The sequence below is a fragment of the Roseburia faecis genome (assembly GCF_001406815.1).
GTDB classification, from domain to species: Bacteria; Bacillota; Clostridia; order Lachnospirales; family Lachnospiraceae; genus Roseburia; species Roseburia faecis.
Window position 1 is genome coordinate 24106 of record NZ_CVRR01000013.1, and the last position, 25236, is coordinate 49341.

Here is a 25236-nt window from a genome sequence, read left to right on the forward strand (position 1 = left end):
AGGAGCTATGAGGAGAGCTCGATTGGGACTCTGTATTGGAGACCGGGAGTATGGTGACCGTTTTACCAGCTGCCTGATGAATCATTATCGGGATCAGCTTGAGCTGCACATGTTTTCCCAGAAGGAGGCACTTCAGGAGAACTGGAAAACCCTGGATGCAATTGTTCTGTCGGATGATTTGGCTGGGGAAAACAGGATAGAATGTGAAATTCCACAAATTTATCTGTTTGATGGAAATGAAAATGTGGATAAAGAGGTGGAAAAAGGGGTGGTGTTTGTGGATAAGTATCAGGAAGTGAATAAAATCGTCGATGAGATTTTAAAACAGATTGGGGAGGAAATAAAAAATGCCAGTGGGGGTGTGAAGCAAAAATTACAGGTTCTTGCAGTATATTCGCTGGCAGAAAATGAAATGCAGCTTCCGTTTGCGGTCACGCTGTCCTCCATTCTGAGTGAAAACGAAAAAGTTCTGCTTCTGGATTTGCAGGAAAACAGTGGATTGTCGCAGCTGATGGGGGAATTTTATTCGTCCGGGATGGAAGAACTTCTGGTGATGGCAGAAAGCGGAAAATACTCAAAGAGCAGGATGGTTTCCTGCATCGGTCATCTGGACAGGACAGATGTTGTGTATCCTCTGGGAAATACCGAGTGTCTGTGTGAAGTGAAAAATCTGACGTATCAGAAATTGTTTCAGATTTTAGCGCAGGAAATGAATTATACAACCATCGTTTTAAATCTGGGGTCACGGTTTATGGGATTTTTTGAATTGCTGGGGAGCTGCCAGAAAATTTTCCTGATGAAAAGCAGAGGAGGGCTTGGACAATGGAGAGAGAAAGAATTTTTGACAGAAATTCAAAAACGCGGAGAAGAACGGTTATCCGAGAATCTGCGGGAAATACAGCTTCCGCTTGTGGTATCCCCTGTGGTATCCTGCGAGCGGCTCGTCGAGCAATGGAAATGGAACGAATTTGGAGACAGTATCCGGAGGATGATGCCGGTTGGATGAGTATGTAGGAGATATCCGGCAGCGTGTATTGGAACGCATGGATCTTTCACGGGAGATGTCGGATGAAGAAATTGAAAATCTGATTGGGGAAGAGGCATCCCGGCTGATGCAGGAGGAACCCATTTCCATTCGGGAACGTCTGATGCTGGAAGCAAGAGTATTTAATTCACTCAGAAAACTGGATGCTTTGCAGGAACTTCTGGATGATCCGGAAATTTCCGAGATCATGGTAAATGGACCGAAACATATTTTTTACGAAAAGGCAGGAAGGGTTCATGCATGGAATCAGGCATTTGCCAGCGAAGAAAAAATGCAGGATGTGATACAGCAGATCGTTGGAAGACATAACCGGGTGGTTAATTTATCGAATCCAATCGTAGATACAAGACTTGCAGATGGCTCCCGTGTAAATATTGTCCTGGCACCGGTTTCTCTGGATGGTTCTACAATCACAATCCGGAAATTTCCGGAGAAACCGCTGGATATGCAGACCCTTATTCAAAAAGGGGCACTTCCGGAAGATGCAGCAGAGTTTTTAAAGATGCTGGTAAGGGCAAAATACAACCTGTTGATTTCGGGAGGGACAAGCTCCGGGAAAACGACATTTTTAAATGCTTTATCACAGTACATTCCGGAGGATGAGAGAGTCATAACGATTGAGGATTCCGCGGAACTTCAAATACAGGGAATCAAAAATCTGGTACGTTTAGAAACACGGAATGCAAATATGGAGGGCGTCCAGCCGGTAACAATCCGGGATCTGATCCGCACGGCATTGCGTATGCGTCCGGACAGAATACTCGTTGGGGAGTGCCGTGGAGCGGAGGCATTTGATATGCTTCAGGCATTGAACACCGGGCATGATGGCGGATTATCCACCGCCCATGGAAATTCAAGCAGAGATATTCTCTCCCGTCTGGAAATGATGGTACTGATGGGAATGGAACTGCCGATTGCTGCAATCAGACAACAGATTGCATCGGGGATAGACCTGATCGTTCATCTGGGAAGATTACCGGATAAAAGCCGCAGAGTATTGGAAATTACAGAGGTATGCGGAGTGGAAAATGGCGAGATTCAGATTTCTCCGATTTATCAGCTGGAAGGAACCGAGGGCAGCTGGAAGTGGAAGCACTGTGGCATATTAAAGAATCGTAAAAAACTGGAGATGGCAGGACTTGCCCGGGAGAAGGGAGAGATAGAAGATGGATTATCGTGTGTATCATCTGAGCCGGAAGGAAGTTTGTAAAAGCATTACTTTGGCGGGGCTGCTGACAGTGGCAATTGCGTATTTATTTTATGCCAGCTGGCTGGGGATAGTATTTTTTCCTGTTTTTATCTGGTTTTTCATGAAGCGTCAGAAAAAAGCAGGGGAAGAGCAGATGCAATTACAGCTTGCGAAGGAATTTGTGGATACTCTCCGGAGTATCAGTGCGGCTTTACTTGCTGGTTTCTCTATAGAAAATGCGTGGAAAGAGGCAGAAAAAGAAATACTCGCATTATATGGGAAAAGATCCTATATGTATCAGGAGGTAAAGGAGATGAATTGTTCCATCAGCCTCAATCAACCATTGGAGCTGCTGCTGGGAGATTTCTCAACCCGAAGTGGAAATATGGATATTGCAAGTTTTTCTGAAGTTTTTTCATTTGCAAAACGCAGCGGTGGAAATTTTGTGACAATTATTGATGCAACATCCCGGCACATGCGGGTGCGCCATGAAACAGAGAGGGAGATTCAGGTACAGATTGCTTCTAGAAAGATGGAACAGAAAGTAATGAATGTGATACCGTTGTTCATTTTGTTATATCTGAAGGTGACATCCATGGATTTCCTGAATGTTTTATATGGAAATGTGGCAGGGGCATTGTTTATGACAATATGCCTTGCAGCTTATGGTGGGGCGATTGTACTGGCAGAGAAAATAATGACAATACATATGTAGAGGGGGAAGTGTGAGAAGGAAAAAAATAATAGAAGCAGCGGTTGTTTGTATTCTGTTATTGCTGCTTGGGGCATATATGGAATTTTCCGATCGCAGTATGGACGATAAAAACAGAATTATCCGGGGCAGTCCGGGCAGTGGGCGGCAGGAAGTGGAACTTACGCTGAATGCAGGGGAGAAACTGAAAAATTATGACTATCAGGTAAGCGTTCCTGCACAATGTATTGATGAAAAGACAGCACAATCCTATTTTTCCCGGGCAGAAAAGGAAATAGACGAAACCTTTTTCCCAGAGGGAGAAGAGGCTGCACATGTAACAGAGCAGGTGCATATGAAGCCAAGCTATGTGAAAGGATTGGTAAAAGCCGACTGGACATTGGATCAATACAATGCAGTGGACGTGGATGGAACGATCCGGGAGGATCAATTAGATCCCCAGGGAGAACTTGTACAGGCGAGTGTGGCACTTACCTGTGAAAAGTACCGGGAGGAATATACGTTTTCTTTTCAAGTATACCCGAAAGTGATGTCGCAACAGGAAAAGGTCATTCATGAAATTGCAGCTGAAGTGGAGCAGCAGAGTACGCAGGAAGGGGAAAGGTATCTGACGCTGCCGGATCAGGCGGCAGGGGTGAAGCTGCAATGGAAAGAAAAAAAACAGCATCTGGTATGGAAAATTTTGTTTTTTGAGGTGCTTGTCTGTTTCCTGATGGCGGGAATTGTTCTGGAGAGAAAACGTACTGCAGATCATATAAAAAAAGAGCAGATGAAACTGGATTATGCGGAAGTTGTGAGTAAACTTCTGATTTTACTGGGAGCAGGCATGTCATTAAAACAGGCATGGAATAGAATTTCCGCTCAATATTCTGATAAAAGGCAGAAAAAACAAATAAAAGAACGGTATATCTATGAAGAAATGATAATAACGAATCAAGAAATCCTGGACGGGGAAAGTGAACGTCTTGCATACCAGAAATTTGGAGAAAGAGTGGATTTGGGAGAGTATCAGAGACTCATTCGGATTCTTTTACAGAATTTACAGACAGGAAGCAGGGGATTATGTAAACTTTTGGAACAGGAATCGGAGAATGCACTGGAAGAAAGGAAGGCACTGGCCTGTAAATTGGGAGAAGAGGCAGGAACGAAAATGCTGTTGCCACTCATGATGATGCTTGGCATCGTGATTGCCATCATTATGATTCCGGCAATGCTGTCATTTCAAGTATAAGGAGAAAAAATTATGTTAGGATTTAAAAACTTTTTGATGGAAGAAGATGGGGTAGGAGTTGTAGAAATGGTGTTGATCGTTGTGGTGTTGATAGGAATTGTTGTGTTGTTCAAGAAAAAACTGACAACGCTGGTTTCTGATATTTTCAACACAATTAAAGAACGCACAGGGGAGGTATAGTGAGGAGAAAGGCGAGTATTACTGTGTTTGCAGCCCTTTCACTGATGCTGGTGGCGCAGCTTCTTTTCACACTTTTAGAAGCAGCGAGACATTATGAACTTCAGAAAGTATTGTATATGAATACGGATACGGTTTTGGAATCCGTTTTTGCCGATTATTGCAGTCCTTTGTGGGAAACATACAAAATTCTTGGAGTACGGGTGGATGATACAGAAGGTAAATTATGTTTTAATAACCGGGAAGCACAGTTGCGTGGCCTTACATTGGATCATCTTGGAAGCAAAGAACAAAAAACTTTGCTTTCCGGGATGAGTCTGTTGACCGCGGAGATGACAGATGCAAGGTATGATCCCTATCGATTGCTGACAGATCAGAATGGTGTCGTATTTCAGAAGGCTGTATGTACTTATATGAAAAAGAATATTGCATATGAGATGGCAAAGTCTGTCTACAATCATTATGAAGCAGTAAAAGAAGTAAAAAAGGACTATAAAAATCCGGATGAGGGTATTGCAGATGCAATGGATGCACTGAAGCATCCGAAAAAATATGAAACGGAGGGGGCAGGTAATTCATCATCCCGGCAGTTAAAAGGGGAAGCGCGTCAGGGGGATAAAACAAAGAAAGAGGATTCTGGAGAAAAGGCAACGCCAACAGAGAATCCTTTAGAAACGGTGACAGAAGTAAAAAAAGAAGGGGTACTATCCCTTGTTTTGCCGGAAAATACAAAGGTATCCGGAAAATCTATTAGTATAGAAGAAACTGTTTCACACAGAAGTCTGGAAAAAGGTACGATGGATTCTTATGTGGGAACAGACTGGTATCAAAAAGTATTGTTTTATCAGTATCTGGTGAATTATCTTGGAAACTATGTGGAAAAAAAGCAGGATCGCGTATTGGAATATGAGCTGGAGTATGTTTTGGGCGGAAAAAGAAATGACGCGGATAATTTAAAAATTGTGGTTTCGGAGCTGCTGGCAATGAGAGAACCGTTAAATATGGCCTCATTAACCGCATCTTCCCAGCGACAATCAGAGGCAATGGCACTTGCGGTCACGTTGGCGGGAGTATCCGCAAATCCGGCCGTAATCGAAGCTGTAAAATACGGAATCTTAGTAGCGTGGGCATTTGCAGAAAGTGTGTTAGATGTAAGGACACTATTGTCCGGTGGGAAAATTACAATGATAAAAAGTGATGCGGACTGGACTTCAAATGTACATATGATTCCGGAACTTTTGTCGGGCTGGTCTGTGGCGAAAGATTGTTCTCAGGGATTGGATTATGGACAATATGCTGCCATTTTGCTTTTGTTTCATAAGGGAAATACCCTTGCAATGCGCACCATGGATGTGGAGGAAGCGTATGTACAGACACAGGAAGGGTACGAAAATTTTCAGATGGACCACGTTTTGTGTGAAACTGAGCTTACTGCCACCTATGAATTCCAACCGGTATTTCTTGGCTTTGTATCCATCCTTGAAAATTTCTCAAATGGATTCCGGATTCAAAATCATTCCGGATATAGTTATTTTCATGGGAAGGAGGGGATGTAAGGATGTCTTTTGGACAGTGGAAACCAACAATTACCCTCAAATATCAACCTTTTCCGAAGCAGGCATGTATTCATAAGATAATAAACGAACCAATAGATTCGAATCCGCAAGACGATATCTATAACCTGGGAGAACATCCTTGCCAAAAGGCATCCTTATGTTCCTTTTTTAAGGGATCGTATACGCTGGAAGCAGCCGTGATTATTCCTGTAGCAGCCGTGTTTTTCCTTACGCTCTTATTTTTCTTTCGGGTATTGCAGATTCAGACAGAAGTTCAGGAGGCGTTGAATTATGCAAGCAGAAAAACAGCATGTGAAGCATCTGCGGTTTCATCGCAAACGGGGCTTCTGGTATCTGCGGAAGCGTATTTTAGAAAGGAGCTGGGAACGTACAGCCTGCCGGAAAAATATATTCGCGGTGGAAAACATGCGATTACGATGGCAAAATCCGATCTGTCAGGAAATTATATTAATTTGCAGGTTAATTATTACATTAAAATTCCAATTAGCTTTTTTGAGGTAAAGGGTGTTGGTATCTGTCAGAAAAGTAAGAGCCATAAGTGGATTGGCGACCGTACAGATGGAAAGCAGAGTGATTATGTGTATGTTACAAAACATGGAACTGTTTATCACAGGAGCAGAAAGTGCCATTATCTGGATTTGAGTATTAAAAGTACGGATTATGCACAGATCAGCAGTATGAGAAACAAAAATGAACATAAGTACAGCGCATGTTCCGGGTGCGTGGCAAAAAATCATGTTGCCGGAAAGGTGTATGTGACGGATTATGGAACCTGTTATCATAGTGATCTTGCCTGCAGTGGGCTAAAAAGAACTATTTATCTGATCCTTTTGGAAGAGACGGGAGGAAAAAGAGCCTGTGGTAAATGTGGTGCGAATACGGAGGTGAGGTAAAATCATGCAGAATAACTATGAAATGATCAGAATGTGCATATTGACGTTTGGATTGGCAGGACTCTCCTGGGAAGATATGAGAAAACAGGAACTTCATGGCTGGGCAATTTTGCTGCTGGGAATATCAGGTATGGCTGTATCACTGCTGGGAGGCTGTTGGAAAAATCCAGTATGGTTTTTTGGATTACTGCCGGGGATATTTATGCTTATACTGGCCTGGAGTACAAGGGAAAGTATTGGGTATGGAGACGGTTTGGTAATTTTAGGTATGGGATGTTTTTATGCACTGGGTGAAATAATGGGAATTGTCATGATTGCCATTACCATTGCGGGAATTACGGCTCTTGGTTTGCTGGTATTCGGACATAAAAACAGAAGATCCGAGTTTCCGTTTGTACCATTTCTGCTAGGGGCACATCTGGTCATGTGGGGATTACAGGGATAAAAGGAGAAAATATGAAATGGAGAGGAAGTTATACCGTAGAGGCGGCTGTGATTATACCGGTTCTGATATGGACGATGGCAGCAGCTATGTGTACAGGAATTGATTTGTTGCATGAAGTACGTGAGGAGCATGAAGAAAAACAGATAGAAGATATGTGGGCAGTAGATTCCTTTTATCAGTATCAGACGTTAAAAGAGGTGAAAAAATGATCAATCGGGAAATAGTATATGAAAGAAATCTTACGGGAAGTTTTATGAAAATTGCAGCGGGAATCCATGCGGGGCTGGATGAAAAGCTGATGCTGAGGAGAAAATTGCCGGGACTTCTTGCGGTGGAAAAGGCATATATGGATGGGGAGGGACAGTACTGGTATAACATATCCGGCAAACAGTCGCTTGATATGTATTGCAGGGTAAAAGAAGTAGATATTTCTTTCATTGAAAAACTGATTATGAGCATTTGCAGTGAGATGGAGATTCTGGAATGGAATCTGATTCAGACCAATTGCCTGATGCTGGATCCCGAGTTAATATTTATTACCAACAGCAACCAGGAAATTATTTTTACCGTATATCCGGGTGGGAGTGGAACCATTGGGACAGAATTTCAGCAGTTAATGGAATTTCTGCTTACAAAAGTGGATCATAAAGACACACGGGCGGTAAAAGCAGCATATGGAATTTATGAGAAGACGCTTCTGGATGGTTATTCTATTACAGATATCCGGGATGAAATTGTAAGAACCAGACAAAATGAGGGGAAAAAGGCGGCTGTGGAGGAATCCGGGGGAAATGGAATGGAAAAAGTTTGGAGAGAGGAAAACAATCAACCCGTAGTTCCTGAAAGAAAATATGAAGATCATCCAGACAAAAAAAGAAAAGATGAAACTGTAAAAAGAGCCAACAGAAAGAAAAAGGAGGGAAAGAAAAAGGAGCAGAAGGAGTGGATCAGAAAATTAAAAAAGCTACTGATAGAAATAGGTCTTCTGGAAGAGGAAGAAACCGAAAAACAGGTATATGAATCTTATCATGGAAGTAGGGAATGCCTGCAGGATACCAGAAAACTTTCGAAGTCTGCGGTTGTATATCCGGAGGAAGTAATAAAAACGGTGGCACAACCCGAATATCGGCCAACGGTATGCCTGAACAGCATGACAGGGAAAGTCAGGGGAATGTTGTTGTATCAGGGAGCTGAATCTTACGAGGATATCTGTGTTACAAAGAAAATGACAAGAATCGGGTACGGTCCCGATGCGGACATACAAATACAGGCAGATACGATTAGTCAGCTGCATGCGCGGATTGATCATGATGGAGAGACCTATTATATTGAAGATTTAAATTCGACAAATGGTACGTTTGTGAATGATGAGCCGCTGGCTTACAAAGAGAGAAGAAAATTAAACAGTAATGACATGATCCGTTTCGCGGATGTCCGATATCGTTTTTGCTAACTGCCTTGTTTTTCCAAAAGGAAGTGAGTATACTGATAGCATGTGAAAAAATCAGGAGGGAAAAGCATGCCACAAAAAAAGAAACTTCCATTTGTAACCGTGGGATTTGTCGCTGTGAATGTTCTTGTTTATGTGATTCTGGAAATCCTTGGAAATACGGAAAATTCGGAGTTTATGGTAAGAATGGGAGCGGTCTGGCCGCCATATGTGAAGCAGGGAGAATACTGGAGACTGTTTACAGCTACTTTTATGCATTTTGGATTTGAACATATTTTGAATAATATGCTGGTACTGATCTGTGCCGGTCCGATTCTGGAGAAGGCGATGGGGCATATCAAATACCTGTGTCTGTATCTGATCGCCGGTGTGGGAGGAAGTACACTGTCCTATGTGCAAATGATCGCACGGGGAAAGTATGATGTATCGGCAGGGGCATCCGGTGCTATTTTCGGTATTATCGGGGCATTGCTGTGGATTGTGATTATACACAAAGGAAGATATGAATCTCTTACGGGCAAAGGGCTGCTTTTTATGATTGTGATCAGCCTGTATTATGGAATTACCAGTGTGGATGTGGACAACTGGGCACACATCGGTGGCCTTGCAATGGGATTTGTTCTTGCAATTATTTTATACTGGAAACCTCGTAAAGCAGTTGATTTATCGGGGGAAAATCCCTATACTAATTAGTATCAAAGCAAGGAGAGTATACCGATGAAAATCAACGTGTATTATGGAGGCCGGGGACTTTTGGATGACCCGACACTGTATGTATTAAAAAAGATGGAAGATGTTTTACGGGAACTTCGGGTAAACATCGAACGATTCAATATATATGAGCATAAGAATGAAATTGCAACCCTTCCGCTGACGTTCAAAGAGGCAGACGGAATTATTCTTGCCACAACGATTGAGTGGCTGGGAATCGGTGGTTATATGCAGCAGTTTCTGGATGCCTGCTGGTTATATGGTGATAAGGAAAAAATCAGCCATACCTATATGCAGCCGATTGTTATGTCCACAACCTATGGAGAGCGCGAGGGAGAACTGACTCTGATGAATGCATGGGAGATTCTGGGTGGATTACCATGTGCAGGGTTATGCGGATATGTAGAGGATCTGGTGGAATTCAAGCAGAATAAAGATTATACGCTGATCATTGAAAAGAAAGCGGAAAACCTGTACCGGACCATTTCCCAGAAGATCAAAAACCTTCCGACCAGTAATCAGGCAGTAAAGCAGAGTGTTCTGCGGACGCAGCAGCTGAATCTGACACCACAGGAGAGCGAGCAGCTCTCGAAGTATGTATCGGATGATACTTATGTGAAGCAGCAGAAAGAGGATATTGAGGAACTGGCATCAATGTTCAAAGATATGCTTGGAAAACCGGATGATGATATGGATACACCGTTTGTGAAGGAACTCGAAAGCCATTTTGTATCTACCGAGGATTTTGCTGCCAGCTATTCCTTTATTATCGAAGGAATCAAAAAGCCATTGTATGTAGCAATTGAAAACGGAGAATTGGAGATTCATTACGGACAGGAAGAAAAGATTGACGTGGTTGCAAAATTAAGCAGAGATGTTCTGCAGTCAATCATTGACGGACGGATGACATTCCAGAGAGCGTTTATGACGGGTGAGATGACAGCGAAAGGAAATTTTAAAACGCTTCGTATGCTCGATCAGATATTTGTATTTTAGGAGGCAAAAAAATGAAAGACGACAATTGTATTTTTTGTAAACTGGCAAACGGAGATATTCCGACCAATACGATCTATGAAGATGCGGATTTCCGTGTGATTCTGGATGCAAGTCCTGCAACAAAGGGACATGCGCTGATTCTGCCGAAACAGCACTATGCAAATATGTTTGAGATGGATGATGAAGTACTCGCAAAGGCTGCAAAGCTTGCAAAGAAAGTTATTACACACGAAAAAGAAGTGTTGGGATGTGACGGTTACAATGTGCTTCAGAATAACGGAGAAGCAGCAGGACAGACCGTATTTCATTTCCATATGCATCTGATTCCGCGTAAAGCAGGAGATCAGGCAGTTCCTGAGTGGGAGCATTTATCTCTTTCCGATGATGAGATGAAAGAAATCTGTGATAAGATGAAGATGTAAAAAAAATCTGTATCTCTATATACAAAAACATGCATATCGCTGGAAAAACGTACAGCAGATATGCATGTTTTTTTGTTTTGGCGTGTGAATTATTTAGAAACACTTTCAATCAGTTTTAATATCGTTCCGATGGAATCCATCTGACCGCTCTCTGACATGGTATGGATGTATTTTTCGCGGTCGGCATATACTTCGCGTACTGCATCAAGTAATGTCTGATCGGTCAGTTTTTCTTCTTCAATCACATAAGAAAATCCCTGCTTTGCAAAAGATTTCGCATTTAAAATCTGATCACCACGGCTGGCAGCGGCAGAAAGCGGAATCAGGATGTTTGGCTTGTGTAATGCAAGAAGCTCACAGATGGAATTCGCTCCTGCGCGGGAAATGGCAAGATCTGCCAGGGCAAACATGTCGGTCAGTTCTGCACTTGCATATTCAAACTGCGCATAGCCAACCACGCCTTTTAATTTCTCATCGAGATTTCCTTTTCCGCAAAGATGAATGATATAAAACTGCTCTAACAGTTCCGGAAGCACTTTCCGTACCGCTTCATTGATGACCTTGGAACCTGAACTTCCGCCGACGATCAGGAGTACCGGTTTGCTGTGATCCGGGAAACCGCAGTAGTGAAGAGATTTTTCCGCATCTCCGTGGAACAGTTCCCGGCGGATCGGTGAACCGGTAAGAACTGCTTTTTCCGCTGGAAGGTATTTCATGGTCTCCGGGAAATTACAGCATACTTTTTTTGCACCGCGGATTGCGATTTTGTTTGCAAGTCCCGGTGTGATATCGGATTCGTGGATAATTGCCGGAATATGGCAGTGCTTTGCGGCAAGGACAACCGGAACAGACACAAATCCACCTTTGGAAAAGACAACGTCCGGTTTGAGTTTGCGCAGGATGGAGATTGCCTGCCCATATCCTTTTAATACTTTAAAAGGATCGGAAAAGTTTTTCCAGTCAAAATAACGGCGAAGTTTTCCGGAAGAAATTCCGATATAAGGGATTTTTTGCGCTTCAATAAGTTCTTTTTCCATTCCGTTGTAGGAACCGATATATGTAATTTCATAACCGGCTTCCTGAAGTGCCGGCATAAGGGCAATGTTTGGAGTAACATGTCCGGCAGTTCCGCCACCGGTCATAACAATTTTTTTTGATTTAGCCATTCGATATTTCCTCTTTTCTTTACTTAAGTCAACTCTATATGATCCATATAGAAATGTCAAGCAACATGAGCAGTAACGACATATGTCGAAACTTGCGACCGAAAGGATATTCCGGTGATGACGTTCTTTCATTATAATAAGATTTATACAGTAAGAAATGATTTTATATAATATGAAAGGATGGGAGCAGATATGACAATACTGATGTGGATCAGCAGGTGGCAAAATGAAATGGAGTTAATGATTATGGGGTTGCAGATCATACTTTTTTTATTTTTAACAATTGGGGTGTTTTGTATTGTGCGGCAACAGAAAAAAGCAAACCGGTGCAGAAGACGCCTGGAATTGTACTTAAAAAAACACATGGACAAGCCTGGGAAAAAAGAAGAAAAAAGTGTATCACCGGAGAAAGTGCAAAATAAAAATTTACATGAGGATGAGGAAGAAAACCGCATAATTTCAACTGTTTTGCAGGAAATTTTCCCATAGTGGAATGTTTTTTATCAAAAACAATACATAAATTGACACAGGAATATAAAATATGTAACATTTTCAAAACCGGCATGGGTGTGCAGTGAAAACGCACACCCATTTTTTAAACGGAATATGAGTAAAAGTGGAGAGCACCACCCATTTTTTTACTAAAATTTGACAAACAGGAATTTCTGTGCTACAATGAGCCGCGTAACAAACTTGTAACAAATGAAATAAAGTGTTTAAAAACGCAACATAAGTGTAATACTTATTGCATAAAATGTTACGAATCCACGGTTGAGATGTGGATGAAACAAACTACGGAGGTTCATCAATGAAAGCAAGCAAAAAGGTGATGGAAAGTGTAATCGTGTCGGGATTGGCACTCACACTTGCGGTCACTGCAGTTACCGGTAATGGAGTGAATATTGCAGCAAAGGATGCAGCAGACACACAGTTTGTCAATAACGGGATTGCCGGAGTGGCATCTGCCATGAATGAATATGAATTGGAGTCGGCAGACTATCTGGACAGATATATTTCTGTTGAAAAGACAAATGCGGCTTTGGTTGCGGCAACAGCAGATGGAACGGTTATATCCGGAAATGATACAAAAAAAGAAGAAACCACAGAAAAGGAAACTGTTTCCGAAGAGGAACAGGAGTGGCAGAATAAGCTGATGGCGAAGGTAGATGATTTTCTTTACGTTCGCGAAAAGGCAGATTCTGATTCCGAAATTGTCGGAAAGATGTACAAAGGGGATCGCGCAGTTGTGAAAGAAGCAGGCGATACCTGGACAAAGATTGAGTCCGGCAATGTAACAGGATATGTAAAGAATGAATATTGTGTGACAGGAACAGATGCATTAAATTATGCAAAGAAGCACTGTGATACGGTTGCGAAGGTTTCTATTGACGGTCTTCGTATTCGTAAAGCGCCAGACACAGATGCGGAGGTAGTGAAAACCGTTGCATCGGGTGAGCACATGGATGTGAATACAAAAGCCGAAGAAACAGACGGATGGATTGCCGTTAAAGTTGGTTCAAATACCTGTTATGTGAGTGACGATTATGTGACCGTCACACTGGATACAGGCAAAGCTGTCACCATTGAGGAAGAACAGGCAGCAATCAAGGCTGCCGAAGAGAAAAAGGCAGCGGAAGAAGCGAAGAAGAATGTTTCTGTTTCTGCTGAAAAGAAATCATCGTCCGGTCAGTCGGCATCTTCCCAGACAACACAGAATGCGTCGATTGCCGCAAGTGCAGATGAAGAGACACTTCTGGCAGCACTTGTACAGTGTGAGGCTGGAGGAACCAGCGTACAGTGTATGACAGCGGTTGGAGCGGTTGTTGTTAATCGTGTGAGAAGCGGCGGATTTGCAAACTCTATCTACGGAGTTATCTATCAGAGAGGTCAGTTTGGACCGGCATCTTCCGGCAGACTTGAAGCAAGACTTGCCAGCGGTGTCAGCGCAAGCGCCAGACAGGCAGCGAGAGCCGCATTAAACGGCAGTGATCCGACAGGTGGAGCAAAATACTTCAAACTGGCATCCAGCGGTCATGCGGGAACGGTTGTAGGACCGATTGTATTTTATTAAACTTAAAAATCCAGGAGCTTTGTCGAAAGGCAGAGCTCCTTTTTTGATCGGTCAATTTTCCATACCATTGTTGTAAAATTCCGGCAAATGGAGTAAAATGTTTTCAACGTACACTTAAGGAGGAAGAGCAATGACATTAAAGGGACGTAATTTGTTAAAAATGATGGATTTTACACCGGAGGAGATCCTGTATCTTGTGGATCTGTCCGCAGAGCTGAAAGAGAAGAAACATCAGGGAATCATGCATGACAGTCTGGTTGGAAAAAATATTGCACTGATTTTCGAGAAGACAAGTACAAGAACCCGATGCTCTTTCGAGGTAGCCGCACATGATCTGGGTATGCATGTGACATATCTTGATCCGAGCGGTTCCCAGATTGGAAAAAAGGAAAGTATTCCGGATACGGCCCGTGTTCTTGGACGTATGTTTGATGGAATCGAATATCGTGGATACGGACAGGAAATCGTGGAAGAACTGGCAAAATATGCAGGGGTTCCGGTGTGGAACGGACTGACCAATGAATCCCATCCGACACAGATGATTGCCGATATGCTTACCATCAAGGAGCATCTTGGAAAACTTAAGGGTGTGAAGTTTGTATACATGGGGGATGCTCGTTACAATATGGGCAATTCCCTGATGGTTACCTGTGCAAAGCTTGGTATGCATTTTGTTGCCTGCACCAATCCAAAATATTATCCGGACAAGAAGCTTGTGGATTATTGTGTGGACGTGGCATCTACGACAGGAGCAAGCATCACACTGACAGACAGTGTTGCGGAAGCAACCAGGGATGCTGATGTCATTTATACAGATGTATGGGTATCCATGGGTGAACCGGAAGAAGTATGGGCAGAGCGTATCAATGACCTGAAACCGTATCAGGTCAATGCCGATGCATTCAAAAATGCAAAGGACAGCGCGATCTTCATGCATTGTCTGCCGGCATTCCATGATTTAAAGACCACGATCGGAAAACAGGTTTATGAAAAGTTTGGATTATCCGAGCTGGAAGTGACCGATGAGGTATTTGAAAGTGAGCGCTCCGTTGTCTTCGATGAAGCTGAGAACCGTATGCATTCCATCAAGGCGATCATGAAGGCAACGTTATCTGACTAAGAAAAAACGTTTACATATTTTTGTGAATGGAAAGTATGATTATGAAAGCAGAAATTTTAAGACTGCTCCGTGAGACGGATGGATATGTGTCCGGTCAGGAGCTGTGCAATCAGTTTGGCGTATCCCGGACCGCTGTCTGGAAGGCAATTAATCAGCTGAAAGAGGCCGGTTATGAGATTGAGGCGGTGCAGAATAAGGGATATCATCTGGTATCTGTGCCGGACCGTATGGACGAAGTGGAGCTGGCAAGCATCCGAAAGACCGAATGGGCAGGCGCGGAAACGTATTATTTTGACAAGATTGATTCCACGAATACGAAAGCAAAAGAACTGGCAGAAGAAGGACATCCGTCAGGAACTTTTGTGGTAGCGGATCAGCAGACCGCGGGAAAAGGACGCCGTGGACGGTCATGGGATTCCCTTCCGGGAACGGGAATTTATATGACACTCATGCTCAAACCGGACATCAATCCGAACCATGCATCCATGCTGACCCTCGTGACAGCGATGGCAGTGGCAAATGCAATGCACCGGGTGACGGGAGCAGAGGCTTTGATCAAATGGCCGAATGATATTGTCATAAATGGTAAGAAGATCTGTGGTATTCTTACGGAAATGAGTGCACAGTTTGACTATATCAACCATATAGTGATCGGAATCGGAATTAATGTGCACAATGAAAGCTTCCCGGAAGAACTGCAGGATCATGCAGGTTCCCTGCTGCTGGAGTGCGGAAAACGTGTGCACCGTGCAGATCTGATTGAGGCATTTCTGGAAGAATTTGAACGGCTGTATGCGATCTATCTGAAAACCGAGGATCTGTCAGCATTACAGGAAGAGTACGATCAGCTGCTTGTGAACCGTGGCCGGCAGGTGCGCGTGCTGGACCCGAAGGAGCCATTTGAGGGAAAGGCTATGGGAATTACAAAAAAGGGAGAACTGATCGTAGACACCTGGGAGTCAAGAAAACTGGTGTCTTCCGGAGAAGTCTCCGTGAGAGGAATCTATGGATATGTCTAAAGAGTCAAATGAGGTAGTATTGTGCGTATCCAACGCATACCAGAAAAAATTTTATCTGAATGAGAACTTCAACGGACTTCCACAGTCCATCCGTGATGAGTTAAAAATCATGTGCGTCATTTACACCGAGGATATCGGCGGAGTATTGGAGCTGGTATTTGATGAAGCGGGAAATCTGGAACTTCGCACTTCCTGTAAAGAAGGCGATTTCTGCTATGATGAGATCGGAAGCGTGCTGAAAATCAAGCAGCTGCGCAACGAAAAAAGGGAATTGCTGGAAGCACTTGAGATGTATTACAAAGTTCTGTATCTGGGCGAGGGCTTAGAGGCACTGGACGAGGAGGAAGACAAATGATATTAACCATAGATGTTGGAAATACGAATATTACCTGCGGGGTGTTTCAGGGCGATGAGATCGCCGCAAGTTTTCGTATTACGACAAAAATGCCACGGACATCGGATGAGTACGGCATGATGCTTTTGAATCTGCTGGAGCAGAACGATATTCATCCGACAGAAATTAAGGATGCCATCATCTGTTCCGTTGTGCCGAATGTGATGCATTCCCTGAGGGGCGGACTTGTCAAATATTTCCATATCACACCGATCGTGGTGGAGGCGGGCATCAAAACGGGAATCCGCATCGTGACACCGAATCCGCAGCAGATCGGAGCTGACCGTATTGTGGATGCAGTCGGGGCATATGAAATATACGGAGGTCCGGTGCTTGTCATTGATTTCGGTACCGCCACAACCTATGATTATGTGGATGAAAGCGGAGCCTTTCAGGGAGGGATCACAGCACCCGGAATCCGGATTTCGGCAAAAGCCTTGTGGGAAGATGCTGCAAAACTTCCGGAGATCGAGATCAAAAAGCCAGCATCAATTCTCGGAAAAGACACGATCACAAGTATGCAGGCAGGGCTTGTGTACGGACAGATCGGACAGACCGAATACATCATCAACCGCGTGAAAGCGGAAGTCGGACTCGAAAATATCAAAACCGTTGTAACCGGAGGACTTGGCCGCATCATTGCCAATGAGACGGATGCTGTGGATATTTACGATCCGAACCTGACGTTAAAAGGGATCAATCTTGTGTATAAAAAACAGAATCGGAAAATAAAATAGTTATGATCAGATCACTTCAGATCGGCAGTGTGACACTGCCAAACAATTTAATATTAGCTCCTATGGCAGGCGTAACCGACCTGCCATTTCGCTTGTTGTGCAAAGAGCAGGGGGCAGGGCTTCTGTGCATGGAAATGGTAAGTGCCAAAGCAATTCTCTATAAAAACCGTAATACACAGACACTTCTGACGATTGATCCGCGGGAAAACCCGGTGTCTTTGCAGTTGTTTGGATCAGATCCGGATATTATTGCAGAGATTGCACATCAGATTGAGGATCGCCCATTTGATATTCTTGACCTGAATATGGGCTGCCCAGTGCCAAAGATTGTGAACAACGGGGAAGGCTCGGCACTCATGAAAAATCCAAAACTTGCAGGCGAGATCATTGAAAAGACGGTAAAAGCGATCAAAAAACCGGTTACGGTAAAAATCCGCAAAGGGTTTGATGATGATCATATCAATGCGGTGGAGATGGCAAAGATTGCAGAAGCCTCCGGTGCGGCAGCAGTTGCTGTGCATGGACGGACCAGGGAGCAGTTCTATTCCGGTAAGGCAGACTGGGACATTATCCGTCAGGTAAAAGAAGCCGTAAAGATTCCGGTCATCGGAAACGGAGATCTGCTTACGGCGGAGGATGTGATTGCCATGGAAGAACAGACCGGATGTGATGGCTTCATGATTGCAAGGGGTGCACAGGGAAATCCGTGGATTTTCCGGCAGATCCTGCATTATTTTGAAACGGGAGAGCATCTGCAGAAGCCACCGGCATCGGAGGTGGCACAGATGATTCTGCGTCATGCCCGGATGATGCTGGAGTTTAAAGGAGAGTATATCGGTATCCGTGAGATCCGCAAGCATGCAGCGTGGTATACCGCCGGATATCCGCATGGAGCACGGCTGCGTGTGGCAATCAATCAGGTGGAAAATTACGAACAGCTGGAGACACTATTGATGGAGTATTTCGTCTGATGCATAGAAAGCTGTGTCGATGTTCATGGAATTGCTGTTCAGGTTGCTGGGTGGACACGGTGTGGGGCGGGCGGTAACTTCACGGATGAGCGACAGTCCTGTTTGAAGGAGAATATCTTGACAGAATGTGGACAATTCGCTATAATACCTAGGTTATTGTGGATTATTTATGCGCTTTTTTCAAAAAGCTGCATATAAAAAATATAGAATCAGGGGTAAATCAAATGGATAAGAAAAATATCTTGACCTATGAAGGTCTGAAAAAGCTCGAAGACGAACTGCAGAATCTCAAAGTTGTAAAGCGTAAGGAAGTTGCTCAGAAGATCAAAGAAGCCCGTGAGCAGGGTGACTTGTCCGAGAACGCAGAATACGATGCAGCAAAGGACGAGCAGAGAGACATCGAGGCGCGTATCGAGGAGATCGAAAAGATCTTAAAGAATGCCGAAGTCGTTGTTGAGGAAGAGGTCGATCTGGAGAAGATCAGCATCGGATGTAAGGTAAAGATTCTCGACTGCGAGTTCAACGATGAGTTAGAGTACAAGATTGTTGGTTCCACAGAGGCAAACAGCTTAAAGGGAAAGATCAGTAATGAATCACCGGTAGGCCGCGCACTGTTAGGTAAAAAAGTAGGCGATACCATTACCGTAGAGACACAGGCTGGAGAGTTATCTTACAAGGTACTCGAGATCCAGAGATCAACCGTAGATTAAGAGAGGAAATGAAAATGGCAGGACAGAATAACGGAAAGCAGGGCGGACAGCAGCAGGATGTCAACCAGCTGTTAAAGGTGCGCCGTGAAAAGCTTGCAAATCTGCAGGAAGCGGGACAGGACCCGTTTCAGATTACCAAATATGACGTAACCCATCACACATCAGATGTGAAGGATCTTTACAATGCACACGAAGAGAAGCTTTTAGCCGGCAGACCGGCAGTTAATACCGATGGTATGGACGAGGCAGCTGCAAGAGAGGCAGTCAAAGCAGATTATGAGGAGAGAAGAAGCATCATGGATGCCGATCCGATCCACGTATCCATTGCAGGACGCATGATGTTCAAGCGTGTCATGGGAAAAGCATCTTTCGCAAACATTCAGGATCTCAAGGGAAACATTCAGATCTATGTTGCGCGTGACGCAATCGGAGAAGATCTGTATGCAACTTTCAAGAAATCCGACATCGGTGATATTTGGGGTGTCAAGGGATATGCATTCCGCACAAAGACAGGAGAAATCTCCATCCATGCGGAGGAGATGACACTGCTTTCCAAATCTTTGCAGATCCTTCCGGAGAAATTCCATGGACTGACCGACACGGATATGCGTTACCGTCAGAGATACATTGATCTGATCATGAATCAGGAGAGCAAGGAAGTATTTGTAAAGCGCTCCAAGATTTTAAAGGAGATCCGTAACTTCTTAGCAGACCGTGATTTCATGGAAGTAGAGACTCCGATGCTTGTTGCAAACGCAGGTGGTGCGGCAGCAAGACCATTTGAGACACATTACAATGCATTAAATGAGGATGTAAAGCTTCGTATTTCCCTGGAACTTTACTTAAAGAGACTGATCGTTGGTGGACTGGAGCGTGTATACGAGATCGGCCGTGTATTCCGTAACGAGGGTGTGGATACCCGCCACAATCCGGAATTTACCCTGATGGAGCTGTATCAGGCATACACTGATTACGAGGGCATGATGGAACTGACCGAATCCATGTTCCGTTACCTTGCCGAAAAAGTATGCGGATCTACAAAGATCTCTTACAATGGTGTAGAAATTGACCTTGGAAAGCCATTCGCACGTCTGACAATGAACGATGCGATCAAGAAATATACCGGAATTGATTTTGATCAGGTACCGGATGATGCAGCAGCAAAGAAACTTGCAGACGAGCATCATATTGCATACGAAGAGCGTCACAAGAAGGGTGATATCATCAACCTCTTCTTCGAGGAATACTGCGAGAAGGAACTGATCCAGCCGACCTTTATCATGGATCACCCGATCGAGATTTCTCCACTGACCAAGAAGAAACCAAGCGATCCTACCAAGGTAGAGCGTTTCGAGTTATTCTGCAATACATGGGAGATGTGTAACGCATACTCCGAGTTAAATGATCCGATTGATCAGCGTGAGCGTTTCGCGGCACAGGATGCCAATGCCGCGGCCGGTGATGACGAAGCAGAACACACCGATGAAGATTTCCTGAATGCACTGGAGATCGGTATGCCGCCTACAGGTGGTATCGGATACGGAATTGACCGTCTGGTAATGTTACTGACAGACAGTCAGGCAATCCGTGACGTACTTCTGTTCCCGACGATGAAGAGCATCGGTGGCGTAAAGGCTGAAAATGGCGTAAGTTCTAAGCCTTCAGAAGAGGTAAAAGCTGAGCCGGAGAAGATTGATTTCTCTAATGTAAAGATTGAACCTTTATTTGAGGAAGAAGTAGACTTCGATACATTCAGCAAGTCAGATTTCAGAGCTGTTAAGGTAAAAGAGTGTGTAGCAGTTCCTAAGTCAAAGAAATTATTACAGTTTACTTTAGATGACGGAACAGGCACAGACCGCACTATTTTAAGCGGAATCCACGCTTATTATGAGCCAGAAGAGCTTGTTGGAAAGACACTTATTGCCATCACAAATCTTCCACCTAGAAAGATGATGGGAATTGAATCTTGTGGTATGTTACTTTCAGCAGTAAACAATCTTAAGGATTCAGAGGATGAAGAACTTCATCTTCTTATGGTTGATAACCACATTCCAGCAGGTGCAAAGCTTTACTAAAAACGTGATGTACCTTATTGGTGGAAATTTGTAAAATTACAAAAATACGCCAATTTTACGCCAAACGATGCAGAGTTTGATGTAAGAAAATAATATAATGATGTGGAATCAGACGATATGACATAGAAGCCCCATTGGATAGAGAAATCTGTCTGATGGGGCTTAATTACATATAGAACAAAGATTTTAATAATAAAGGAGAATTTGAGGATGCAGAATTATGATGGTCAATTTAAACTAAATGGACAGGAATATTTTTATAGAGCAAAGGATGACAGTGGAAGTTCAAAAATTACAAGGGTTAATAATGAAGAACATCATTACCGAATGGTTGAAATAACTAATAAGGAAACTGGGAATTATGATGTTATGATGATTAGTACAGGAGATTCATTTACTATGTTTCACAGAGCAGCAGGACCGGAGCTTCTGGCAGAGTGCAGGACACTTCACGGATGTGAGACTGGAGAAGCAAAGATAACAAAAGCCTATAATTTGCCATGTGATTATGTGATACATACTGTAGGACCGATATGGAATGGTGGAAGGAATAGAGAAGAGGAACTTCTTGCTAACTGCTATTTTAATTCCATGAAGCTGGCAATGGATAATGGAATCAGGAGGAACTACGGAGAGAGGTAAAACATATAAGGTTATTATGTGACTTTGATGATAAAGTAGCATATATCATTGGTTATGTTACATACAAATGAGGTTGCAGATATTAGTGAAAGAATGATTGAGTAGAATAAATTATTAGTATTTTATTAGGAAGGTGGAATATATATGAAACAAGATACTTTAGAGGGCAAAGCAAAAACAAAAAATGGGGTAAAACGGCTGTGTTTTTCCATAATCTGCATTCTTCTGGAAGTGATTTTTATTATTACTATCGTAACACGCTTGAATGAATATGCAGAAATTATAAATTTATTTACAAGGATTTTGAGTGGGATCTTGGTTTTGGGATTGTACGCATCAAATAAGACATCCTCTATGAAAATGCCTTGGGTCATCTTAATTCTAATTTTCCCAATTATGGGTGTAGGCCTGTATTTGTTGATTGGTTTGAATGGTGGCACACATAAAATGCGTGAGCGATATGCAGAAATTGATAGCAAATTGTTACCAATGCTTCCGGACAGTCAGGAGTGTTTGAGCAGAATAAAAGAAACAATTCCGAAAGCAGGAAATATAGCAAGTTACATACAAAGAAATTCGCAGTATCCAATCTATCAGAATACGGATATTATGTATTTTGATGAAGCAGTGAAAGGATTAGAGGCACAGCTTAAGGATTTGGAGAAAGCACAGAAGTTTATCTTTATGGAATATCATGCGATAGAAGACGCTGAAGCATGGCATAAGATTCAAGATGTTCTGGAAGAGCGAGTAAAAGCAGGTGTGGAAGTTAGAGTATTCTACGATGATATGGGTTCTATAGGCTTTATTAACACAGATTTTGTGAAAAAGATGGAGGCAATAGGAATTCATTGCCGTGTATTCAATCCGTTTATGCCAGGTTTAAATCTGTTTTTGAACAATCGTGATCATAGAAAAATAACAGTTATTGATGGAAAAGTCGGATTTACAGGTGGATATAATCTGGCAAACGAATATTTTAATTACACACACCCGTATGGACAGTGGAAAGATACAGGTATTCGTTTAGAAGGAGATGCTGTTCAGTCGCTTACGGTGACATTTTTGGAAATGTGGAATGCAGTAAGTGATAAGGATGCTAATGATTCTGATTTTAGTAAATACCTTTTCCACTATGATTATGCGGCACAGCAAACTGGGTTTGTTCAACCTTATGCAGACAGCCCTATGGATAATGAGCAAGTAGGAGAAGAAGTTTATATCAGTATGATAAATAAAGCTGAAAAATATTGTTGGTTTATGACTCCATATCTAATCATAACAGATGAAATGACGCATGCGTTATGTCTGGCAGCTAAGCGAGGGGTAGACGTAAGAATTATCACACCTGGTATCCCTGATAAAAAATTCATTTATAATATAACTCGTTCTTTTTATCATGGATTAGTTAAACATGGTGTTCGTGTTTATGAATGGACTCCTGGTTTCTGTCATGCAAAAATGAGTGTGGCAGATGACTGTATGGCAACTTGTGGAACAATTAATCTGGATTATCGAAGTTTATATCACCATTTTGAAAACGGCTGTTTTATGGCAGATTGTCAGGCAGTTGTGGAAATAAAAAATGATCTGATAAGAACGATGGGAGAATGTCGTGATGTGACAGACCAATATCAAACCGGACGAAGTGCATATTTGCGACTGGGACAATTATTTATGAGATTATTTGCTGGATTGCTATAAGAATCTGATGAAACGACCTTTCAAAAAACAGTTGATTTAGAAGTTAACTGTTTTTGAAAGGCCGTTTTTGCTATATCTAACAGTCTGTTGTACAAAAAAGATTTTGCATGGATGAAAAAACAAACCTTGTTGAGGTTAAATTGAGTTTTCCATTGTATTGTATTGCTAATGAATAAGGATAAGAAAAAGAACAGACAATGCTGAATGCTCTGGAAACAAGAATATCTGAGTATAGTATGTAAGTTCGTAACAGAATGAAAGGAGCGATTCAAATGAGCAATTTGGAAAATTATATGAAACAGCAAGCAATTTTTTGTGAACAAAATGATAGCATTAGTAAGAATCTGTATTCAGAGTATGGTGTAAAAAGAGGCTTACGAGATGAAAAAGGGCAAGGTGTGTTGACGGGGCTTACAAATATTTCTAATATAAAAGCTTTTGAATATCGTGATGGAGTAAAGAGTCCATGTGATGGCGAGTTATCTTATCGTGGTTATAATATAAAAGATTTAGTAACAGGAAGTAAAGGAAAAAGGTTTGTCTTTGAAGAAGGAGCATATCTTCTTTTATTCGGAGAATTGCCAACTGATACACAGTTAATGGAATTTCAGGGAAGACTATCTGATTGTATGGAACTACCGACTAACTTTACCAGAGATGTCATTATGAAAGCACCTACATCAGATATTATGGGTTCTATGACTCGAAGTATTCTTACATTGGGCTCTTACGATAAGGAGAAAGAAAGTCTTGAAATGATTACAGGTTTTGCTTGCACTATTAATGCTATTGAAAAGAACAAGAAGGACTGACAACTCCCTGTTTTGAGAATTGAGAAAATCGATACTTGTAGATGGAGGTAATCAAAATGAAAGAATATCAATATTTGATTGGAAAAATTATTGTCGCAGTGGCAATTATAGTTGCCGCAATCATTATAGCGCAGGCTATTGGTGGAGCTGGAGAAAGTATCCGTAGTAGCTTGTTGCAATTAAGGGATGCTCTTCGATAACTTCCTGTTTTTCAAGCTGTACATGAAAATGTATGGCTTTATTTTATAAAAACACATTGACAATTATCTATGTATATGCTAATCTACACACATAGATAAATATCAATGCGAGGTAAATGAAATGGAACTAACAAATGTTGCATTAATCTGCAAGGCACTTGGAGATTCAAACAGATTAGAAATAGTGCAAATGTTGTCAGATGGCGAAAAATGTGGATGCAGGCTCTTGGAAAAATTTGAAATTACACAGCCAACCCTGTCTCATCATATGAAGATACTGGTGGAATGTGGATTGGTGAATGATCGCAAAGAAGGTAAATGGCATCATTACTCTTTGAATTGTGATACTTTATTAGAATTCAAGAATTTTATTGGCAGTTTGACATGTGAGTCATGCTGTGACAAAAAAGATAGCTGTTGTTAGAGGGGAAATGCTAAGATGAAGTTTTTTCAAAAGTATTTATCTGTGTGGGTCATTCTATGCATGATCATCGGTGTATCCATAGGACATTTTTTTCCGATGATACCCAATATATTAAATAAGTTTGAATATGCAGGGATATCTATTCCTATGGCTGTATTAATCTGGATTATGATTTATCCAATGATGATTAAGGTGGACTTCAAAAGTGTCAAGTATATCAGCAAAAATCCGAAAGGATTATTTGTGACTTGGATCGTTAATTGTAAGCGCCTAGTTTCAGGGTGGATTTAAAATCATCACAAAATTTGCCATAATTATAGATGATAGATGCCAGCATTTTACT

At 42.4% G+C, this 25236-nt stretch carries 26 protein-coding genes and 2 pseudogenes; 27 read left to right on the top strand and 1 reads right to left on the bottom strand.

Annotated features, from left to right (window positions below):
* The first annotated feature begins 7 nt into the window (after window positions 1–7).
* The 13 genes from M72_RS06085 to M72_RS06140 all read left to right on the top strand — a co-directional run bounded on the left by M72_RS06085 (window position 8) and on the right by M72_RS06140 (window position 10848).
* On the top strand, window positions 8–1006 hold the full coding sequence (locus M72_RS06085) for a hypothetical protein (protein ID WP_082413810.1): 999 nt from the start codon (window positions 8–10) through the stop codon (window positions 1004–1006).
* 37 nt (window positions 1007–1043) lie between these two features.
* A complete protein-coding gene (locus M72_RS06090) occupies window positions 1044–2255 on the top strand; it encodes a CpaF family protein (RefSeq protein ID WP_055067590.1) in 1212 nt (403 codons plus the stop codon).
* The gene (locus tag M72_RS06095; protein ID WP_055067574.1) at window positions 2212–2949 is read left to right on the top strand and encodes a type II secretion system F family protein; all 738 of its coding nucleotides are present in this window, start codon (window positions 2212–2214) and stop codon (window positions 2947–2949) included. Before M72_RS06090 ends, M72_RS06095 begins: the two co-directional genes overlap by 44 nt.
* 10 nt (window positions 2950–2959) lie before the next feature.
* Window positions 2960–4177 carry a type II secretion system F family protein gene (locus tag M72_RS06100; RefSeq protein WP_055067575.1) on the top strand — a complete coding sequence of 406 codons (1218 nt, stop codon included), beginning with the start codon at window positions 2960–2962 and terminating at the stop codon, window positions 4175–4177.
* Window positions 4178–4189: 12 nt separating this feature from the next.
* Window positions 4190–4357: a Flp1 family type IVb pilin gene (locus M72_RS16325; protein WP_022045646.1), complete on the top strand. Its 168-nt coding sequence runs from the start codon at window positions 4190–4192 to the stop codon at window positions 4355–4357.
* Complete coding sequence (locus tag M72_RS06105) at window positions 4357–5910, top strand: DUF5702 domain-containing protein (protein WP_055067576.1); 1554 nt, start codon at window positions 4357–4359, stop codon at window positions 5908–5910. Before M72_RS16325 ends, M72_RS06105 begins: the two co-directional genes overlap by 1 nt.
* A 2-nt stretch (window positions 5911–5912) precedes the next feature.
* The gene (locus M72_RS06110; protein WP_055067577.1) at window positions 5913–6824 is read left to right on the top strand and encodes a hypothetical protein; all 912 of its coding nucleotides are present in this window, start codon (window positions 5913–5915) and stop codon (window positions 6822–6824) included.
* A 4-nt stretch (window positions 6825–6828) separates the two neighbouring features.
* Window positions 6829–7269: an A24 family peptidase gene (locus M72_RS06115; protein ID WP_055067578.1), complete on the top strand. Its 441-nt coding sequence runs from the start codon at window positions 6829–6831 to the stop codon at window positions 7267–7269.
* Between the two features lie 11 nt (window positions 7270–7280).
* Entirely contained in the window at window positions 7281–7478 is a 198-nt protein-coding gene (locus M72_RS06120) for a TadE/TadG family type IV pilus assembly protein (RefSeq protein WP_022045642.1), read from the top strand.
* On the top strand, window positions 7475–8722 hold the full coding sequence (locus tag M72_RS06125; protein WP_055067579.1) for a DUF6382 domain-containing protein: 1248 nt from the start codon (window positions 7475–7477) through the stop codon (window positions 8720–8722). The genes M72_RS06120 and M72_RS06125 overlap by 4 nt, the downstream gene beginning before the upstream one ends.
* 66 nt (window positions 8723–8788) lie before the next feature.
* A complete protein-coding gene (locus M72_RS06130) occupies window positions 8789–9412 on the top strand; it encodes a rhomboid family intramembrane serine protease (RefSeq protein ID WP_055067580.1) in 624 nt (207 codons plus the stop codon).
* 24 nt (window positions 9413–9436) lie between these two features.
* On the top strand, window positions 9437–10426 hold the full coding sequence (locus M72_RS06135; RefSeq protein WP_022045639.1) for an SCP2 sterol-binding domain-containing protein: 990 nt from the start codon (window positions 9437–9439) through the stop codon (window positions 10424–10426).
* Between the two features lie 11 nt (window positions 10427–10437).
* Window positions 10438–10848, top strand: a complete 411-nt coding sequence (locus M72_RS06140) for an HIT family protein (RefSeq protein ID WP_022045638.1) — start codon at window positions 10438–10440, stop codon at window positions 10846–10848.
* Between the two features lie 89 nt (window positions 10849–10937).
* On the opposite strand, the gene M72_RS06145 is transcribed toward M72_RS06140, so the two are convergent.
* Window positions 10938–12014, bottom strand: coding sequence for an undecaprenyldiphospho-muramoylpentapeptide beta-N-acetylglucosaminyltransferase (locus M72_RS06145; protein WP_055067581.1), 1077 nt, complete (start codon window positions 12012–12014; stop codon window positions 10938–10940).
* Window positions 12015–12245: 231 nt separating this feature from the next.
* Here M72_RS06145 and M72_RS17325 point away from each other — a divergent pair, with 231 nt between their 5' ends.
* From M72_RS17325 to M72_RS16330, 14 genes and pseudogenes are all read left to right on the top strand, one after another.
* A complete protein-coding gene (locus M72_RS17325; protein ID WP_155208444.1) occupies window positions 12246–12503 on the top strand; it encodes a hypothetical protein in 258 nt (85 codons plus the stop codon).
* A 319-nt stretch (window positions 12504–12822) separates the two neighbouring features.
* Complete coding sequence (locus tag M72_RS06155) at window positions 12823–14085, top strand: cell wall hydrolase (protein ID WP_055067582.1); 1263 nt, start codon at window positions 12823–12825, stop codon at window positions 14083–14085.
* 130 nt (window positions 14086–14215) lie between these two features.
* Complete coding sequence (argF, locus tag M72_RS06160; protein WP_055067583.1) at window positions 14216–15205, top strand: ornithine carbamoyltransferase; 990 nt, start codon at window positions 14216–14218, stop codon at window positions 15203–15205.
* A 41-nt stretch (window positions 15206–15246) separates the two neighbouring features.
* Window positions 15247–16224: a biotin--[acetyl-CoA-carboxylase] ligase gene (locus M72_RS06165; RefSeq protein WP_055067584.1), complete on the top strand. Its 978-nt coding sequence runs from the start codon at window positions 15247–15249 to the stop codon at window positions 16222–16224.
* Entirely contained in the window at window positions 16217–16579 is a 363-nt protein-coding gene (locus tag M72_RS06170; protein WP_055067591.1) for a DUF6145 family protein, read from the top strand. Before M72_RS06165 ends, M72_RS06170 begins: the two co-directional genes overlap by 8 nt.
* On the top strand, window positions 16576–17355 hold the full coding sequence (locus tag M72_RS06175) for a type III pantothenate kinase (protein WP_055067585.1): 780 nt from the start codon (window positions 16576–16578) through the stop codon (window positions 17353–17355). Before M72_RS06170 ends, M72_RS06175 begins: the two co-directional genes overlap by 4 nt.
* 2 nt (window positions 17356–17357) lie before the next feature.
* Window positions 17358–18326: a tRNA dihydrouridine synthase DusB gene (gene dusB, locus M72_RS06180; protein ID WP_055067586.1), complete on the top strand. Its 969-nt coding sequence runs from the start codon at window positions 17358–17360 to the stop codon at window positions 18324–18326.
* 224 nt (window positions 18327–18550) lie between these two features.
* On the top strand, window positions 18551–19036 hold the full coding sequence (greA, locus tag M72_RS06185) for a transcription elongation factor GreA (protein ID WP_022045629.1): 486 nt from the start codon (window positions 18551–18553) through the stop codon (window positions 19034–19036).
* A 14-nt stretch (window positions 19037–19050) separates the two neighbouring features.
* Complete coding sequence (gene lysS / locus M72_RS06190; RefSeq protein ID WP_055067587.1) at window positions 19051–21111, top strand: lysine--tRNA ligase; 2061 nt, start codon at window positions 19051–19053, stop codon at window positions 21109–21111.
* 405 nt (window positions 21112–21516) lie between these two features.
* Window positions 21517–21732 (top strand): annotated as a pseudogene (locus tag M72_RS18085) (macro domain-containing protein); the annotation flags it as partial.
* Between the two features lie 165 nt (window positions 21733–21897).
* On the top strand, window positions 21898–23457 hold the full coding sequence (gene cls / locus M72_RS06200; protein ID WP_055067588.1) for a cardiolipin synthase: 1560 nt from the start codon (window positions 21898–21900) through the stop codon (window positions 23455–23457).
* Window positions 23458–23711: 254 nt separating this feature from the next.
* Window positions 23712–24215 (top strand): annotated as a pseudogene (locus M72_RS06205) (citrate/2-methylcitrate synthase); the annotation flags it as partial.
* A 110-nt stretch (window positions 24216–24325) separates the two neighbouring features.
* Window positions 24326–24469, top strand: a complete 144-nt coding sequence (locus tag M72_RS17100) for a hypothetical protein (RefSeq protein WP_015554546.1) — start codon at window positions 24326–24328, stop codon at window positions 24467–24469.
* Between the two features lie 121 nt (window positions 24470–24590).
* Window positions 24591–24893 (top strand): ArsR/SmtB family transcription factor, encoded by a 303-nt coding sequence (locus tag M72_RS16330; RefSeq protein WP_082413811.1) that lies wholly within the window; start codon window positions 24591–24593, stop codon window positions 24891–24893.
* Window positions 24894–25236 lie beyond the last annotated feature (343 nt).

Coding starts and splice junctions, on each gene's coding strand:
- M72_RS06085 (WP_082413810.1), top strand. CDS start 8: ATGAGGAGAGCTCGATTGGGACTCTGTATTGGAGACCGGGAGTATGGT.
- M72_RS06090 (WP_055067590.1), top strand. CDS start 1,044: ATGGATCTTTCACGGGAGATGTCGGATGAAGAAATTGAAAATCTGATT.
- M72_RS06095 (WP_055067574.1), top strand. CDS start 2,212: ATGGATTATCGTGTGTATCATCTGAGCCGGAAGGAAGTTTGTAAAAGC.
- M72_RS16325 (WP_022045646.1), top strand. CDS start 4,190: ATGTTAGGATTTAAAAACTTTTTGATGGAAGAAGATGGGGTAGGAGTT.
- M72_RS06110 (WP_055067577.1), top strand. CDS start 5,913: ATGTCTTTTGGACAGTGGAAACCAACAATTACCCTCAAATATCAACCT.
- M72_RS06115 (WP_055067578.1), top strand. CDS start 6,829: ATGCAGAATAACTATGAAATGATCAGAATGTGCATATTGACGTTTGGA.
- M72_RS06120 (WP_022045642.1), top strand. CDS start 7,281: ATGAAATGGAGAGGAAGTTATACCGTAGAGGCGGCTGTGATTATACCG.
- M72_RS06125 (WP_055067579.1), top strand. CDS start 7,475: ATGATCAATCGGGAAATAGTATATGAAAGAAATCTTACGGGAAGTTTT.
- M72_RS06130 (WP_055067580.1), top strand. CDS start 8,789: ATGCCACAAAAAAAGAAACTTCCATTTGTAACCGTGGGATTTGTCGCT.
- M72_RS06135 (WP_022045639.1), top strand. CDS start 9,437: ATGAAAATCAACGTGTATTATGGAGGCCGGGGACTTTTGGATGACCCG.
- M72_RS06140 (WP_022045638.1), top strand. CDS start 10,438: ATGAAAGACGACAATTGTATTTTTTGTAAACTGGCAAACGGAGATATT.
- M72_RS06145 (WP_055067581.1), bottom strand. CDS start 12,014: ATGGCTAAATCAAAAAAAATTGTTATGACCGGTGGCGGAACTGCCGGA.
- M72_RS17325 (WP_155208444.1), top strand. CDS start 12,246: ATGGAGTTAATGATTATGGGGTTGCAGATCATACTTTTTTTATTTTTA.
- M72_RS06155 (WP_055067582.1), top strand. CDS start 12,823: ATGAAAGCAAGCAAAAAGGTGATGGAAAGTGTAATCGTGTCGGGATTG.
- argF (WP_055067583.1), top strand. CDS start 14,216: ATGACATTAAAGGGACGTAATTTGTTAAAAATGATGGATTTTACACCG.
- M72_RS06165 (WP_055067584.1), top strand. CDS start 15,247: ATGAAAGCAGAAATTTTAAGACTGCTCCGTGAGACGGATGGATATGTG.
- M72_RS06170 (WP_055067591.1), top strand. CDS start 16,217: ATGTCTAAAGAGTCAAATGAGGTAGTATTGTGCGTATCCAACGCATAC.
- M72_RS06175 (WP_055067585.1), top strand. CDS start 16,576: ATGATATTAACCATAGATGTTGGAAATACGAATATTACCTGCGGGGTG.
- dusB (WP_055067586.1), top strand. CDS start 17,358: ATGATCAGATCACTTCAGATCGGCAGTGTGACACTGCCAAACAATTTA.
- greA (WP_022045629.1), top strand. CDS start 18,551: ATGGATAAGAAAAATATCTTGACCTATGAAGGTCTGAAAAAGCTCGAA.
- lysS (WP_055067587.1), top strand. CDS start 19,051: ATGGCAGGACAGAATAACGGAAAGCAGGGCGGACAGCAGCAGGATGTC.
- cls (WP_055067588.1), top strand. CDS start 21,898: ATGAAACAAGATACTTTAGAGGGCAAAGCAAAAACAAAAAATGGGGTA.
- M72_RS17100 (WP_015554546.1), top strand. CDS start 24,326: ATGAAAGAATATCAATATTTGATTGGAAAAATTATTGTCGCAGTGGCA.
- M72_RS16330 (WP_082413811.1), top strand. CDS start 24,591: ATGGAACTAACAAATGTTGCATTAATCTGCAAGGCACTTGGAGATTCA.